Raw genomic sequence first — 15,005 nt, 5'->3', positions numbered from 1 at the left:
CTTCGGGGTTCGAGCGGCGAGACCTCTATTCGACGGCCGCAAGCGACCCGATCTCGGCCGATATCGACCCGGCGCCGAGCCAGCCATCCGGTTCCCGTCGGAGCAGGAGGCCGCCGGTCGTGCCCGCGTAGACGTTCCCGTCCGCCGCCGCCCACGAGAGGACGAACTCGCCGGGCGCCCCCGCGTATTCGACGGGTTCGAGCGTGTCGCCGCCGTCACAGGACTCGTAGAGGGCGGCGTCGGTTCCCTTCGGGCCGTCCCACGTCGGCGGTGGACCAGCCGTCGCGGCCGCATAGAGGCGGCCGTCGTAAGAGAAGGCCTCGCGGAAGTACCGCCGGTCGAGGTCCCCGTCGAGACGCGTCCACGACCGGCCCGAATCCCGCGTCCGATAGAGCCCGGTACCCGTCGAGGCGACCCACTCCTCGGCGTCCTGCACCAGCACGTGATGGACGTCGTCGTGTACCCCCTGTCGGCGCTCGGTCCACGTCTCGCCACCGTCCTCGCTGAGATGGACGCCGCCGACCTCGACGCCGGCGACGATGCGCTCGCCGCCCGCCGACCGCAACGCCCGGACGTGGGACTCGTTCCGATGTCGCGGCGTGTACCACTCCTCGCGGGAGGGGAGTTCCTGAAACGTCTCACACTCGGCCCACGACTCGCCCGCGTCCTCGGAGACGTAGACGTGGGCTGGGTGCGTGCCGACGTAGAGCCGTTCGCCGACCGGGGCTTCCAGCACCGAATACACCTCCGGCCGCGGCGTCTCGATGTGGTTCCACGACCGGCCGCCGTCCAGCGAGCGATAGAGGCCGCTGCGGGTCGCCGCGTAGACCCGTGGTCCGAACGCTCGAACGCGGAGGACCCGGTCACAATCGAGAACGCGGACGGGGGCCTCTACCGCCTCGGGTCGTCCCCGAAAGACCCCGGTCCGTGCCCCCAAAAGCAGGTTCATGAATGGCCCCAGTACGTCGGGGGACTTAAGTCTGGAGCGTCGGGTCGACCGGGGCAACGTACCGGTTACCGATGGGTTCGCAGTCGTGCGGTCAACACGTCGAGGCGCCGAAGAAGCCCTTCACGAAGTTCGGGACCGGCAGGTTACTGAATAGGTCACCGAGGAACCCGGCGACCCCATCGAGGAGTCCGCTCACGAAGCCCGGCGGTCCCGCATCACCGCTCGGCCCTTCCTCGGCGTTCTGACACTCGTCCACGTTGCCGCCAGGCTGGGCGGCCACGGGCGCGGCGAAGGCGCTCGCGACCACCAGCACGGCAAACAGGATCGATATCGTTCGCTTCATCGTACCCGGTCGTAGACGACGAACCGACTTCAACCGACGAGACCGTTCGACCGTTTAATCGGTTTATGAACGTTTAAACGGTCGAATCCGGCCATTCGACTCACGCCAACCGGTCGAGGTCCGAAAGGAACTCCTGGAGCATCGGCCGGGTGACGTGGGGCATACAGACGACCCGAGCCTCGCCGTTCTCGGTCGGCGAGATGCGCCAGCCACGGTCCCGTAGCTCGGCGATGCGGTCGCGGGAGAAATCCATCGCGACGATGGGGAGGACGGGCGAGACGACGTCGAAGCCGCGTGAGCGGACCTCCGCGGCCAGCCAGTCGGCGTTGGTCTGGGAGCGCCGATACTGGGCCTCGTAGCCTTCCGGCCACAACTCCTCCATCGCGGCGACGGCGCTTGCGACGCCCGCGCCGCTCCGGGTCCCGGTCAGCGTCACCTGCGAGGTGGATTCCAGATACGGCGTGTCGATCGCGAGTTCGTCGAGCAGTTCCGGGCCGCGGGCCAGCAGGCCGCCGGCAGGTACCGCCGCCTGCCCCATCTTGTGGGGGTCGATGGTCATCGTGTCGATGTCGGCGTCGTCGAAGTTCCACGCGTGGGCAGTGAAAGGGAGGACGAAGCCGCCCCACGCGGCGTCGACGTGACAGAGAGCGTCGACGTCGTTGGCCATATCCGTCAGGGCGGGAATCGGGTCGACGCGGCCGTACTCAGTGGTGCCGGCGACGCCGACCACGAGGATGGTGTCATCGTCGATGAGTTCGGCGACGCCATCGAGGTTCGCGCGGTAATCTTCGAGCGGTGCGGTCCGTAACTCGACGCCGAGGATGTCCGCGGCCTTGCGGAACGAGAAGTGCGCGGAAGCCGGGGCGACGAAGTTGGGGTTCCGGGTGTCGGCACGGTTGCGGGCGATGCGAACCGCCTGGATGTTGGCCTCGGTGCCGCCCGAGGAGATGTAGCCCGCCGCGTCGGGCAGGCCGGCCACCTCCCCGAGCATATCGACGGCCTCGCGTTCGAGTTTGGCGACCGTCTCGTAGGTGCCGGGGTCGCCGGGGTTGGTCGCGAGGAAACGTTCGGCCGCCTTGCGGGCCGACGGATGTGGCTCGGTACACATCGACGACAGCACTCGGCTGAAATCCTGCGGTTCGGCCCGCTGCATACGTATCGGAATTCGTGTCCGTACTTTTAGCAGTAGCGGTTGCGGATAACACGCCTCGGGCCTCGCGGAGCGAGGCGAAGCAAAGCGAGTCGTAGAAGAATCGTATCGCCCTACGATTCGAGATCGTCGACCCATCCGGGCCGTTCGACGCCGGGGTCGCTGGTCGCCGTGACCTCGAAGTCGAGTCGATACTCGGCGGGTTCACCGTTCAGTTGGTAGTCGGCCTGCGCGCCGAAGGCCAGGATGCGCCCCCGCTCGTCGATGACCAGTTCCGCCTCGTAGTTGCTGATATCGGCCGCTTCGTTGGGGAACGCTGACGCATCCGACGGCCGGCCCGTCGCACGGAGATGGATGATGTTGGGCCCATCGCGTTCTTCGATCTCTTCGACCTCGTATGGCGCCGTGAGGTGCGATTCCAGGAGCGTTGCCCCGGCCAGCGATTCGGGGGGCGTGGGGTCGGAGCGCCGGAACTCGCGGCTTCCACCCGCCTCGATGCTCTGATATTCGACCGTTTCGTTGCCCCAGACGAGGAATCGCGACGACGCACGTCCGTCGTTTATCAGTTGGAACTGGTATTCGGCGGCATCGGGCGCCACGCTGGTCCGTTGGCGGCGCGTGGATTCCGTCCGGTTCTCACCGGTGCTGACTCGCTGACTCACGTTGAGTTCGTGGGTATACCCCGACCCAGTGAGTTCCTCGACGTGTGCGTCGAGCAACGCCTCGGAGTCGGTCAGTTCGCCGTCTTCGACGCCGGGCGCTCCGCCGTCGGACGTTCCGGGAAGCATCGAACACCCGGCAAGGGCGACTAAACACACCAACGCAACAGCCGCGAAACCCCGTCGCATGGGCCACACCAGGGAGTCGGCGAATAAAAGTGACGTGATGGGAGTTCTGCCCGAAAAAGCGGTCCGACCTACCGACTGGAACTTAGCGGACCGAATCCAGCAACAGTTCCTGCTCTTTCCGCTTGACCTCGTGTTGGACGTCGCGGACGGCGTCGATGTTCGCCGAGATGGAGGAGACGCCCTCCTCGACGAGGAACTGGACCATCTGCGGCTTGGAGCCAGCCTGTCCGCAAATCGAGGTGTCGATGTCGTGTTCGCGGCAGGTCTCGATGGTGGTGCCGATGAGTTTCAGCACCGCGGGGTGGAGTTCGTCGAAGCGGTCGGCGACGTGCTCGTTGTTGCGGTCCACAGCGAGCGTGTACTGGGTGAGGTCGTTCGTGCCGAAGGAGGCGAAGTCGATGTCCTCCTCGGCCATCTCCTCGATGGTCAGCGCGGAGGCGGGCGTCTCGATCATGACGCCCCAGCGGCGCTTCTCGGGGTCGATGCCGACCTCTTCGAGCAGGTTCCGCGCCCGAAGGACGTCCTCGGCGTCGTTGACCAGCGGGAACATGATCTCGACGTTGTCGTAGCCCATGTCGAACAGGCGGTTGAACGCCTCCAGTTCGTATTTGAAGACGTCCGGTCGGTCGAGGCTCCGACGGATGCCACGGTAGCCGAGCATCGGGTTGTGCTCGTGGGGTTCGTCCTCGCCGCCTTCGAGTTGCCGGAACTCGTCGGTCGGCGCGTCGAGGGTGCGAACGCGAACGGGGCGGGGATAGAACTCGTCGGCGACGCCGCGGACGCCCTCGACGATCTCGTCGATGTAGGCGTCCTTGCCGTGGTCTTCGAGGTAGCGCTCGGGCGTCTTGTTCGTCGAGAGGATCATGTGCTCCGTCCGCAGGAGGCCGACGCCGTCGGCGCCGGTCGCGGCGGCGCGTTCGGCGGCCTCCGGGATGGAGACGTTGACCTTCACTTCGGTCGCGGTCATCGGCTTGACCGGGCTCTGCGGGCGGACCTCCTCGACGGCGTCTGTCTCCTCTTCGGGTTCGGTCGCCCCTTCGGTGACCGAGCCCTTGTCGCCGTCGATGGTGACGACCTGCCCGTCACCGAGGACTTCGGTGGCGTTGCCGGCGCCGACGATCGCGGGGGCACCGAGTTCACGGGCGACGATGGCGGCGTGGCTGGTCATGCCACCCTCGTCGGTGACGATGCCGCTTGCGCGTTTCATCGCGGGCACCATGTCGGGCGTCGTCATCTCGGTGACGATGATGTCGCCCTCGCTGACCTTATCGAGCTGGTCGAGTTTGCGGACGATACGAACGGGGCCCGAGGAGATGCCGGGCGAGGCACCGAGACCCTGCACGAGTTGGTCGCCGTTGCCGTCGGTGGCCGCCGTTTCCTCGGTGGCGTCCTCGGAGATCGTCGTGATCGGCCGGGACTGCAGCATGTAGACCTCGCCGTCGACGATGGCCCACTCGATGTCCTGCGGTTCGTCGTAGTGGTTCTCGGCACGCTCGCCGAGGTCGACGAGGTCCGCGATCTCGTCGTCGTCGAGCACGCGGGCGTTCCGTCGGTCGTCGGGGACCTCCTGCTCGACGGTCTTGCCGGTCTCCTCGTCGCGGAGCATCATCGTCTTCTTGTCGGCGATGGTCGCATCCAGTACCTCGTCGTTTTCGCGGTCGACGACGTAGTTGTCCGGGGAGACCGAGCCGGAGACGACGGCCTCGCCGAGACCCCAGGCGGCCTCGATGATGATCTTCGGCTCGCCGGTCGACGGATGGGAGGTGAACATGACGCCCGACTTCTCGGCGTCGACCATCTTCTGGACGACGACGGCGATGTCGACGACGTCGTGTTCGAAGCCCTGCTCGTTGCGGTAGTAGATCGCACGCTGGGTGAAAAGCGACGCCCAGCAGCGCTTGACGCGGTCGACGAGGTCCTCACGGGTGATGTTGAGGAAGGTCTCCTGTTGGCCCGCAAAGGAGGCGTCGGGCAGGTCCTCGGCGGTCGCCGACGACCGGACGGCGACGAAGGCCTCGCCGTCGTCGAGGTCGTCGTAGGACGCGAGGATGTCCTCACGGACCGGTTCGGGTAGTTCCGTCTCGAGGATGAGTTCCTTGGCGGTGGCCTCGGCCTCGGCCAGCGCGGCGGAATCCTCGGAATCGACGTCGACTGCCTCGAACAGCTCGTCGTCGATGCCGGTCTCCTCGATGAACGTTCGGTAGGTCTGCGCGGTGACTACGAAACCGGGCGGAACGGGCAGTCCCGCGGCCGTCATTTCGCCGAGGGATGCGCCCTTGCCGCCGACCGCCCCGAGGTCGTCGGACCCGATTTCGTCCAGCCAGAGTACAGCCATCTTGTACGTGAGTGACCGTCCACACCGCTAAAGAAGGTTCCGAAGCGTGCCTTTCCGACAAGGATTGTCAGGAACGATATCGGGTTGCTAGCGGCCCACACGCGTCGATTCGGCCAACAGCGCCAGTTACAGTGGTCCGCCTACGCCTCGATGATATCGTCCTCGTCGAACTCCGGAACGACGATACTGCCGTCGAAGGCCGTCACCGCCCGGCCACCGACCGCAACGGGGTCGCTCCGGGCGCGCACCCGAACCCGCCCCGGCCGGTCGAGGAAGTGGCCCTGCTCGAAGACCATCTCGTCGGGAAACTCCCCGTCGAAGGCCCGGTACTCGCGGAGATACGCGCCGGCCGCACCCGAGGCCGTCCCGGTCACGGGGTCCTCGTCGACGCCCGCCGCGGGCGCGAACATCCGTCCGTGGAGTGTCGAATCCATATCCAGCGCATCGAAGGTGAAGGTGTAAACGCCGGTCACGCCCAGTTCTTCGGTCAGTTCGGCGATGGCGCCCATATCGGGGTCCATGCCCGAGAGGGCTTCGAGGAAGTTGACGGGTACCATGAGAAAGTCGAGGCCGGTCGAGGCCGTCGCCAGCGGCATGTCGGCGCCGATGTCGGTCATGGTCGCGGGGTCGACACCCAGCGCCGCGCCCACGCGCTCGTACTCGAGGTCGACGCGGTTCACCTCGGCGGTGTCCTGTGTCATCCAGACCGTTCCGTCCTCGATTTCGATATCGAGGACGCCGACGTTCGTTTGGAGGGTGTGCTCGCCGTCATCGAGTTGGCCGTCCTCGGCCAGCCACGCGTGGCTGGCGACCGTTGCGTGGCCACAGAGGTCGACCTCCTGTGTCGGCGTGAAGTAACGAATCCGCCGGTCGGCCTCGTCGCTGGGCAACAGGAAGGCCGTCTCGGAGGCGTTCAGTTCGTTGGCGATCGCCCCCATCGCGTCCTCGGAGAGCCCTTCGGCGTCGGGAACCAGTCCTGCCGGATTCCCCGAGAGCGGTTCGTCGGTGAAGGCGTCGACTAAAAGCGTGCGTCGGGTGTCCATACGGGCACGTCTCGCGGGCGGTTCTTAAGTCGGGCGCCGTGTCCGGAACCTGGCGGCCGCCGACGGCGCGCTACCAGAAGGCCTCGTGAACGGCTCTCCCGGCCTCGTTTTCGACCGGCCCGACCACCTCATAATCGAGTATCTCGGCGGCTCGAGTCGCCGGGTCGCCGCCGGTGAACTCGACGACTTCCTCGGCGCTGACGCTGTAGACGACGCGGCCGAAGCCCGCGTACCGCATCCCACCGCTACACATCGGACAGGGTTCGGTGCTGGTGTACAGGACCGTCTCCGCGCGGGCCGCCGGGTCCATCTCGCGCATGGCCCGATGGGCGAGATGGAGTTCCGGATGCCGGCGGATGTCGTCTTCCGTGAGCACGTGATTCGACTCCCGCATGACGATCTCGTCGTCGCGGACCAGCACGGAGCCGAACGGGCGGTCCCCGCGCTCTATGGCTTCGTAGGCGAGGTCGATAGCCGCCTCCATGTGCGCTTCGTGGTCGAAGGCCTCGAAATCAGGCATTGGCTCCCGTTCCGGCGCCCGCGGCTTAGGCGTTCGGCCAGCGCGAAGCGTTCGCAGGGTGCAAGCCTTCGTGCGGGGTCGGTGGGATTAATGCCGGCCGCCCCAGAGTTTCGCAACATGAGCGACCTCCCGGACGAGTTCAAATGCACCGTCACCAACTGGGAGTACATCTACGGCCTCTGTCGGAACGTCTCGAACCAGGTCAAGGCGGCCGACTTCGAACCCGACGTCGTCGTCGCCTTGGCCCGCGGCGGCTGGTTCGCCGGGCGCTGTATCTGTGACTTCCTCGGCCTCGACGACCTGACGAGTCTGAAGATGGAACACTACGTCGGCACCGGCCAGAAGGCCGACGAACCGCAGGTCCGGTATCCGATGCCCGAGGGCAGCGTCGAGGGCAAGGACGTGCTGGTCATCGACGATATCGCCGACACGGGCGGTTCCATCCGCCGGGCCCACGAGTACGTCAACAACCGCGACTGCGCGAACGTCCGCACCGCAACCCTCCAGTTGCTCCAGACCAGCGAGTTCGAACCCGAGTTCGTCGGCGAGCGCCTCGAGGAGTGGACGTGGGTCGTCTACCCCTGGAACTTCATCGAGGACATGATCGACCTCACGAGCGGCGTCATGGAGAAGGCCGACCAGGAGACGTTCACGAAGGGCGACATCCGGCACTTCCTCTCGGAGTATCACCGCGTCGAACGCATCGAGATGGAGATCGCCCAGCCGAACCGCCTCGACGAGGTACTCGACGAGATGGAGCGCCGCAACGTGGCCGAAGCCGCCGGCGAGGGGCGCTGGCGACTCGCCTGACGTGCCCGACGACTCCGGTGACATGCCCGACGACTCGTTCGACGCCGACGAGACCATCGAGGCCCTCACCCACGCGTACGGCCTGAAAGACGAGATCAGAACGGGGTGGCAACTCCGTGGCATCGAGCGGCCGGAATCGGTCGCCGCCCATTCGTGGGGCGTGAGCCTGCTCGTCGTCCGGTTCTGCCCGCCGGACCTCGACCGCGAGCGCGCGCTCGAAATCGCGGCCGTCCATGACGTGGCCGAAGCCGAGATCGGTGACATCGCGACCAGAGCCGAGACGGGCGCCCAGACGGTCGAAAAAGCGGAGAAGGAGCGACGCGAACGCGCGGCGATGGACGGCCCACTTGCGGGACTCGGGACGGATATCAGGGAGGTCTGGGAGGCCTACGAGGCCCGCGAGAGCCCAGAGGCACGGTTCGTCAAGGACATGGACCTGCTGGATACCTGCCTGCAAGCGCTGGTCTACGAACGGGAGGGCCGCTACGACCCCGACGCGGACAACGGGCATTTCGAGGAGTACGACGCCCTCGACGAGTTCTTCGCGACGAGCGAGCCACGACTATCGACCGAACGAGGACGAGAGTTGTTCGAGCGGGTGCGAGAACGATACGAGGCCGCCAGAACCGAATCGGAGACCGGCGGGGCCACCGACGGCGGGCCATAAAGCGAAGTCCCCCGGCCGCGAAGGCCGGGTATGCTCGGTATCATCGGCGGTAGCGGCATCTACGAAGCGCTGGGCTTCGAGAACAGCTACGAGGAGCGCGTCCAGACACCGTTCGGCGCCCCGAGTGCGCCGCTGGAGGTCGGCGACGTTGACGGCACCGAGGTCGCGTTCCTCCCGCGACACGGCCGCAACCACCAGTACGACCCGACGAACGTCCCCTATCGGGCGAACATCTACGCGCTCAAGCAGATCGGCGTCGACCGCGTCATCGCGACCAACGCCGTCGGGAGCCTCCGGGAGGACATCCCCCCGCGGACGCTCGTGATTCCCGACCAGTTGTTCGACCGGACACGGGACCGCCCCCGCTCCTTCTTCGGCAACGGCATCACCGTCCACGTCTCGATGGCCGACCCCTACTGCCCACACCTGACCGGAGAACTGGCCGACCACGCGGACGCGACCGACGCCGAGGTGGTCGATGGCGGCACCTACGTCTGTATCGAGGGGCCGCAGTTCTCAACGAAGGCCGAAAGCGAGTTCTACCGGGACCGCGGCTTCGATATCATCGGCATGACGACGGTCCCCGAGGCGCATCTCGCTCGCGAGGCCGAACTCTGCTATGCGACGATCACCGGCATCACCGACTACGACGTCTGGTACGAGGGCGAGGAAGTCTCGCTGGAGACGGTACTGGCCAACGCCGAAGCGAACGAGGGGTCGATGTCCGACCTGCTCGACGCGATAGTCGGCGCGCTCGACGAGAGCCCTGACTGTTCGTGTCAGCGGGCACTCGACGGCGCTATCAACACGCCACCCGAGGCTATCAGCCGCGAAACGCGTGAGGACGTAGAGCTACTTATCGAGGATTACCGCTGACGGCCGTCCTCGCGGACGTACGTCAGCGCCGTCACCACGTCGTCGGGGTCGACCCGGTCGCGGGTCTCGGCAAGCCGTTCTCTGAATCGTGACGGAGTCATGGTGTGAGACAACATACCATAGTCTCAAATATAAATCTATCGGCAACCGTTTCCGGGTTTCTGAGGGGGTCAGTCGTCGGCCGTCGCGGGTTCCTCGGCGATGGTCGCCGACGGGTCCTGCACCCAGAGGTCGCCGAAGAGGTCGTCCTGCTGGAGTTTGATCTGCCCGCGATGGGCCAGGAAGAGCAGTCCGAGGAAGGTGTTGACCGTCGAGCCGCCGGCTTCCCGAACCTCCGCGAACAGCACCTCGTCGCGGCCCTGATCGTAGTGGCTCTGAAGTTCGACGTAGACGTCGTTGATGATGTCCTCCATGTGCTCGTCGTGGGCCGTCCCCGTCACGTCGTCGGCGGTCGGCTCGTCGTCCATCCGGAAATCGTCGCCCGAGTGGTAATCCAGCGTCTGGGCGCCACGGGAGAAGCCCGACGGTGACTCCGAGGTGTCGTAGGTTCGGGACTCCTTCCACCACGTATCCCGCTCGTGCTCCCGGAGGTCACGGACCAACTCGTCCAGCGTCTCCGGCATCCCACGGGCCCGTTTCCGGTCGATACGCCGGTCGATCTCCCGCTCCAGTTCGTCGAAGGGGTCGACGACCGGCCCGCCCTCCTCGGGCGGTCGCTCCTCCCACGGTTCACCGGCCCACTCGTCTTCCTGCTCCTCTTCGTCGACCCACATCGCGTCGCTTTTCATCCGCAGCAGGACCGACGCGTAGAAGAGCGCCCGCCCGCCGGTCCGGAGGTCCGCCTCGTCGAGGCGGTCGAGGAACTTGTCGGTGACCGTCACGACGTCGATGTCCCACGGGTCGATCTCGTCGTCCTTGGCGAGTTGTACCAGCAACTCGACGGGTTCGACCTCGTCGTCGTCAGCGTCCGGGTCGGAGACGTCGAACTCCGAGAGGACCGCGTCGTCGTCCTCGGCAGCGACGTCGCCGGCCCCGTTGCCGTTGACGTTCGGGTCCGTCCCGTTCGCGCTGGTGCCGTTCCTGCTCGCGCCGTTTTCCTGCTCTCGGCGCTTCTTTTCCTTCTCGTGGCCCGCGATGTTCAGCGGGATGTCGTCGGCCGCGCCACCGTCGGTTCGTTTCTCGTCTTCCATCTCGCCGTCTTCCGCATCGGATCCGTCAATCATCTGCAGGCACCCCCTCGGCCGACAGGTCGATGCCGGTCACCGCGGAGACGTTGTCGTCCTGCATCATCACGCCGATGGCGCGTTCGGAGCGCTCCAGCAGTGCCGAGCGGTGGGAGACGACGACGAACTGGGCGTCGCCGGCCAGTTCCTCGACCATCTCGCCGACCATCTCGGCGTTGGCGGCGTCGAGGAAGGCGTCGACCTCGTCCAGCGCGTAGAACGGCGCCGGGTTGTACCGCTGGATGGCGAAGATGAACGCAAGCGCGGTCAGCGACTTTTCGCCGCCGGACATGGCGTCGAGCCGCTGAACCGGCTTGTCCCGCGGTTGGGCTTTCATCGTCAGGCCACCCTCGAAGGGGTCGTCGGGGTCCTCGAGGACGAGTTCGCCCGACCCGCCCGAGAGCCGCGAGAAGATGTCCTCGAACTGCTCGTTGATGCCCTCGTAGGCGTCCATGAACGTCTCCTTCTTGCGGGCCTCGTACTGGTCGATGCGGTCCCGAATCTCGTTGGCCTCGTCGACCAGCGTATCCCGCTTCGCTTCGAGGTCCTCGAGGTCCTCGGAGACCTCGTCGTACTCGTCGATAGCGAGCATGTTGACCGGCTCTAAGGCCTCCATCTCGGCTTCGAGCCGCTGGATCTCCTTCTGGACCGTATCGTGGTCCGGGATCTCCTCGGGGTCGTAGTCTTCGACCTGCGAGGCGAGTTCGTCGACCTCCCACTCGAGGCGGTCGCGGGTCTCCCGGAGGTCGTCGAGTTTCGATTCGACGCGGGAGACCTGCTCTTTCTGCTCGTCGCGTGCCTCCTTGGCATCGCCGAGTTCGTTCTTCAGTTCCTCGCGGTCGGCCTTGAGGTCCGCGAGTTCCTCTTCGAGTTCGGCGACCTCGTCCTCTTTGTCCTCGAGTTCGGCCTCCTTGTCGGCGATCCCCTCCTCCAGTTCGACCACGCGCTCTTCGGCCTCGGCCTTCTTGTTCTGTGCCGACTCGATGTCGTCGTGGAGGTCCTCGATGGCCTCCTCGGCGTACTGCTTTTCGAGTTGCAGTTCGTTGAGGTCGCCGTCGAGGTCGTCCATCCGGTCTTGGAGGTCCGCGATCTCCTCGCGAATCGCCTCGGCCTTGCTCGTCAGTTCCGGAATCTCGGAGGCCTCCAGTTCCGCTTCGAGTTCGTCGATATCCGCCTGAACGGCGTCGATCTCCTCGTTTTTCGCCTCGAGGGCGGCCTCCAGTTCCTCCATCTGTTCGGCGACGTCCTCGCGTTCGTCCTCGATGTCGGCGAGTTCGTCCTGGAGGCGTTCGATGCGCGCCTCGACGTCCTCGCGCTCGCTTTCGACCGACTCGATGTCGGATTCGATATCCCGGACCTGGTCGGCCGCGTCGGTCTGCCGGTCGCGGGCGTCGTCGAGGCGGTCCTCGACGTCGCGGACGTCCGACCGAATCGACTGTTTCTCGTCTTCGAGTTCGGTGATCTGCTCGGCGACGCGTTCGAGTTGGCCCTTCCCGCTCTTGGTGAACGAATAGCGAGAGCCGGATTTCGAGCCGCCGGTCATGGCGCCCGACTTCTCCACGAGGTCGCCATCGAGCGTCACGAGGCGGAACTCGCCCATCAAATCGCGTGCCGTCTCCATGTCCTCGACGACCAGCGTGTCGCCGACGACGTAGGAGAAGATATCCGCGTAGGTCGGGTCGAAATCGATGAGGTTGTACGCGAAATCGACCACGCCCGGCAGGTCCGGCGCCGACGGCAGCGACCGGCCGTTCATCTCCGTCATCGGGAGGAAGGTCGCCCGACCGGCGTTGCGGGATTTCAGGTACTCGATACACTGCTGGCCGACCCCGTCGTCGTCGACGACGACGTTGGCCAGTCGGCCGCCCGCGGCCGTCTCACAGGCAGTCGTGTAGTCGGGAGCGACGCTGCCCAACTGCCCGACCGTTCCGTGGACGCCGTCCATCTCGGCGTTCAGGATCGTCGTGACCGCGCGGCCGTAGGAGTTGTCGCCGCTTTCGCCCGCGCGGGCCTCCAGTTCGGCGTACTCCTGCTGTTTCGCCGAGAGGTCGTCCTCGACGCTTTCGAGGTCGTCCTGTAGTTCGCGTTTCTCCTGTTTGAGGTCCTCGACGACCTCGGTGATCGTCTCGCGGTTGGCCTCGGCTTTCTCCAGTTCGTTCTCGAGGTCCGACAGCTGGGCGTCCAGTTCCGGCAGTTCGTCTTCGGCCTCCTCGATTTCGGCCTTCTTCTCGCGCTCCTCTTTCGAGCGCCGCCGGGACTCGTCGAGCAGACGGTCCTGCTCGCGCTGGAGGTCGTTCTTCTCGTCTTTGAGCTTTTGAATCCGCTCGCGGTTCTCTTCGAGGGCGTCCCGCACCTCCTCGTATTCGGTGTCGACGGCCTGAATCTCGGCTTCGACCGCTTCGAGTTCGGCCTCCTGCTCCTGGATGTCGGCCTTCAGCGACGACTTCGCGACTTTCTTGTTGCGGATGTCGCCGTCCAGTTCCTCGATCTTCTCCTGCTTGCGATCGACCTGCACGAAGGCCTCGCGGCGCTTGTTCTCGGCTTCCTCGATGCGCTCCTCTTCGGCATCGATCTTGTCCTCGAGCCGCGAGATGTCGCCTTTGATCTCCTCGATCTCCCGTTTGATGGCGAGTTGTTCGTCCTCGCCCTTCCGTTCGATCTCGGCGTTGAGGTCCGCGAGGTCCTCTTCGAGTCGTGTGACGCGGCCCTGACGCTCGTCGAGTTCGCGCTGGAGGTCTTCGAGTTCGTCCTCCCGCCCGTCGATGGCCACCGTCGTCTCGTCGAGTTCCTCTCGCTTGTCCTCGAGTTCGGCGGCCTTCAGATAGCCCTCGTACTCCCCTTTCTCGTCGCGGAGGTCCTGATATTCGAGGGCCGTCTCGCGTTCGTCTTCGAGCTGGTCGAGGCGGTCCTGTTTCTCCTCGATGCGTAGTTCGGCCTCGTCGACGCGCTCCTGGACGGTCTCCAGTTCCTCGAAGGCGTCCTCCTTCTTCGCGTCGAACTGCGCGACGCCGGCGATCTCGTCGATGATCTGACGGCGGGAACCGGCCGTCATCGTGATGATCTCGGTCACGTCGCCCTGCATCACGACGTTGTATCCTTCAGGTGTCACACCCGCTTGCGCGAGCAGGTCCTGGATGTCCGAGAGGTTGACCGAGCGACCGTTGAGGTAGTAGTAGGAGTAGTAGGTGTCCTCGTCGGTCTGTTTGACGCGGCGGCGGATCGACACCTCGTCGACGTCACCGACCTTGTCCGAGCCGGCCGCGGAGACGATCTGCTCGCGGGACAGCGTGCCGTCGTCGTTGTCGAGGATGACTTCGACGCTCGCCTCGCGTTCGCCGCCGAACTCCTCGTCGGCGTCGTCGTGGCCCGGATTGTAGATGAGATCGGTCAGTTTGTCGGCCCGGATACCCGAGGTGCGGGCCAGGCCGAGCGCGAAGAGAACCGAGTCGATGATGTTGGACTTGCCGGAGCCGTTCGGGCCGCTGATGGTGGTGAAATCCTCGTATAAAGGGATTCGCGTCTTACGGCCGAAGCTCTTGAAGTTGTCGAGGACGAGCTCTTTGATGTGCATGGGGGTGCTCGTGGCGCCCCGAATCAGGCAACGATGATGTCGTCGCCGGACTCGGAGTCCGTGTTATCCTCTCCGTCGTCCTCGTCGGTGTTAACCTCGTCGGCCGACGCCTCTTCTTCCTCGTCGGCTTCCGTCGCCTGCTCGGTCGTCGCGGACGCTGCGCTGCTGGTACCCCGCGAGAGGACGTCCGTATCCACGTCGGAACCCTCCTCGAGAACCTGCAGTCGCTCCTTCGTCTCGACCAGTTCGTCGGTCAAGCCGTCGATCGTCGCTTCGAGTTCGCGCACCTTGGCCTCAAGTTCCTCCACACGGTTCCCTGACATACCACCGACTGGCGCCCCCGAACGTATAAATGTGCGTCAGACATTGACAACTGTTCTGATACATCCGAAATCGGACGGTGCTCGCCGTCCAGCCGCGGTTCCCCACCGTTTCGTATCGAGGTTCCGACGTAGTCGGTGGGGTCGTCGTCGGCAGGCCAGCCAGCCGTTCTCGACCTCGGTCAGTAGGTACCGACGCCCTCGCGGACGCCACCGCGGGCGCTCGTCCAGCCCGTGCCGTCGACGAACCCGTGAACGTCGTCGGTGTAGTCGTTACCGTTCCACCCGCCCGTGAACCCGCCCGTGAACCACGCGTTCTCCCCGGTGAATCGGGCGGCCAGCGACACCTC

At 65.6% G+C, this 15,005-nt stretch carries 13 protein-coding genes; 3 read left to right on the top strand and 10 right to left on the bottom strand.

Going from position 1 to position 15,005, the window contains the following annotated elements:
• Positions 1–25: 25 nt before the first annotated feature.
• From V5A53_RS00065 to V5A53_RS00035, 7 genes are all read right to left on the bottom strand, one after another.
• The gene (locus tag V5A53_RS00065) at positions 26–949 is read right to left on the bottom strand and encodes a WD40/YVTN/BNR-like repeat-containing protein (RefSeq protein WP_332311507.1); all 924 of its coding nucleotides are present in this window, start codon (positions 947–949) and stop codon (positions 26–28) included.
• Between the two features lie 91 nt (positions 950–1,040).
• Entirely contained in the window at positions 1,041–1,292 is a 252-nt protein-coding gene (locus tag V5A53_RS00060) for a hypothetical protein (protein ID WP_332311506.1), read from the bottom strand.
• Positions 1,293–1,392: 100 nt separating this feature from the next.
• Positions 1,393–2,445 (bottom strand): tyrosine decarboxylase MfnA, encoded by a 1,053-nt coding sequence (gene mfnA / locus V5A53_RS00055; protein ID WP_332311505.1) that lies wholly within the window; start codon positions 2,443–2,445, stop codon positions 1,393–1,395.
• A 110-nt stretch (positions 2,446–2,555) separates the two neighbouring features.
• The gene (locus V5A53_RS00050; RefSeq protein WP_332311504.1) at positions 2,556–3,230 is read right to left on the bottom strand and encodes a hypothetical protein; all 675 of its coding nucleotides are present in this window, start codon (positions 3,228–3,230) and stop codon (positions 2,556–2,558) included.
• A 142-nt stretch (positions 3,231–3,372) separates the two neighbouring features.
• On the bottom strand, positions 3,373–5,625 hold the full coding sequence (gene ppsA / locus V5A53_RS00045) for a phosphoenolpyruvate synthase (protein ID WP_332311503.1): 2,253 nt from the start codon (positions 5,623–5,625) through the stop codon (positions 3,373–3,375).
• Positions 5,626–5,765: 140 nt separating this feature from the next.
• A complete protein-coding gene (locus V5A53_RS00040; RefSeq protein ID WP_332311502.1) occupies positions 5,766–6,668 on the bottom strand; it encodes a PhzF family phenazine biosynthesis protein in 903 nt (300 codons plus the stop codon).
• 70 nt (positions 6,669–6,738) lie between these two features.
• On the bottom strand, positions 6,739–7,188 hold the full coding sequence (locus V5A53_RS00035; protein ID WP_332311501.1) for a nucleoside deaminase: 450 nt from the start codon (positions 7,186–7,188) through the stop codon (positions 6,739–6,741).
• A 117-nt stretch (positions 7,189–7,305) separates the two neighbouring features.
• Between V5A53_RS00035 and V5A53_RS00030 the strand changes: the two genes are divergently transcribed.
• The 3 genes from V5A53_RS00030 to mtnP are packed head-to-tail and all read left to right on the top strand — an operon-like array spanning position 7,306 to position 9,541.
• Positions 7,306–7,998 (top strand): phosphoribosyltransferase, encoded by a 693-nt coding sequence (locus V5A53_RS00030; RefSeq protein WP_332311500.1) that lies wholly within the window; start codon positions 7,306–7,308, stop codon positions 7,996–7,998.
• A 22-nt stretch (positions 7,999–8,020) separates the two neighbouring features.
• Positions 8,021–8,665 (top strand): HD domain-containing protein, encoded by a 645-nt coding sequence (locus V5A53_RS00025; RefSeq protein ID WP_332311499.1) that lies wholly within the window; start codon positions 8,021–8,023, stop codon positions 8,663–8,665.
• A gap of 30 nt (positions 8,666–8,695) precedes the next feature.
• A complete protein-coding gene (mtnP, locus tag V5A53_RS00020; RefSeq protein ID WP_332311498.1) occupies positions 8,696–9,541 on the top strand; it encodes an S-methyl-5'-thioadenosine phosphorylase in 846 nt (281 codons plus the stop codon).
• Positions 9,542–9,711: 170 nt separating this feature from the next.
• Here the strand turns inward: mtnP and V5A53_RS00015 are convergent, their stop codons facing one another.
• The 3 genes from V5A53_RS00015 to V5A53_RS00005 are packed head-to-tail and all read right to left on the bottom strand — an operon-like array spanning position 9,712 to position 14,658.
• Entirely contained in the window at positions 9,712–10,764 is a 1,053-nt protein-coding gene (locus V5A53_RS00015; RefSeq protein WP_332311497.1) for a ScpA family protein, read from the bottom strand.
• Positions 10,757–14,335, bottom strand: a complete 3,579-nt coding sequence (smc, locus tag V5A53_RS00010) for a chromosome segregation protein SMC (protein WP_332311496.1) — start codon at positions 14,333–14,335, stop codon at positions 10,757–10,759. Before smc ends, V5A53_RS00015 begins: the two co-directional genes overlap by 8 nt.
• Positions 14,336–14,358: 23 nt before the next feature.
• Positions 14,359–14,658 carry a DUF7518 family protein gene (locus tag V5A53_RS00005; protein WP_332311495.1) on the bottom strand — a complete coding sequence of 100 codons (300 nt, stop codon included), beginning with the start codon at positions 14,656–14,658 and terminating at the stop codon, positions 14,359–14,361.
• Between the last annotated feature and the right edge of the window lie 347 nt (positions 14,659–15,005).

It is taken from the genome of Natronomonas sp. (assembly GCF_036625485.1).
GTDB lineage: Archaea > Halobacteriota > Halobacteria > Halobacteriales > Haloarculaceae > Natronomonas.
This window is presented reverse-complemented; position numbering and strand designations above follow the sequence as displayed.

Bases quoted from the DNA above. Each gene is read 5' to 3' on its own strand.
- V5A53_RS00065 (WP_332311507.1), bottom strand. From the start codon at position 949: ATGAACCTGCTTTTGGGGGCACGGACCGGGGTCTTTCGGGGACGACCC.
- V5A53_RS00060 (WP_332311506.1), bottom strand. From the start codon at position 1,292: ATGAAGCGAACGATATCGATCCTGTTTGCCGTGCTGGTGGTCGCGAGC.
- mfnA (WP_332311505.1), bottom strand. From the start codon at position 2,445: ATGCAGCGGGCCGAACCGCAGGATTTCAGCCGAGTGCTGTCGTCGATG.
- V5A53_RS00050 (WP_332311504.1), bottom strand. From the start codon at position 3,230: ATGCTTCCCGGAACGTCCGACGGCGGAGCGCCCGGCGTCGAAGACGGC.
- ppsA (WP_332311503.1), bottom strand. From the start codon at position 5,625: ATGGCTGTACTCTGGCTGGACGAAATCGGGTCCGACGACCTCGGGGCG.
- V5A53_RS00040 (WP_332311502.1), bottom strand. From the start codon at position 6,668: ATGGACACCCGACGCACGCTTTTAGTCGACGCCTTCACCGACGAACCG.
- V5A53_RS00035 (WP_332311501.1), bottom strand. From the start codon at position 7,188: ATGCCTGATTTCGAGGCCTTCGACCACGAAGCGCACATGGAGGCGGCT.
- V5A53_RS00030 (WP_332311500.1), top strand. From the start codon at position 7,306: ATGAGCGACCTCCCGGACGAGTTCAAATGCACCGTCACCAACTGGGAG.
- V5A53_RS00025 (WP_332311499.1), top strand. From the start codon at position 8,021: ATGCCCGACGACTCGTTCGACGCCGACGAGACCATCGAGGCCCTCACC.
- mtnP (WP_332311498.1), top strand. From the start codon at position 8,696: ATGCTCGGTATCATCGGCGGTAGCGGCATCTACGAAGCGCTGGGCTTC.
- V5A53_RS00015 (WP_332311497.1), bottom strand. From the start codon at position 10,764: ATGATTGACGGATCCGATGCGGAAGACGGCGAGATGGAAGACGAGAAA.
- smc (WP_332311496.1), bottom strand. From the start codon at position 14,335: ATGCACATCAAAGAGCTCGTCCTCGACAACTTCAAGAGCTTCGGCCGT.
- V5A53_RS00005 (WP_332311495.1), bottom strand. From the start codon at position 14,658: ATGTCAGGGAACCGTGTGGAGGAACTTGAGGCCAAGGTGCGCGAACTC.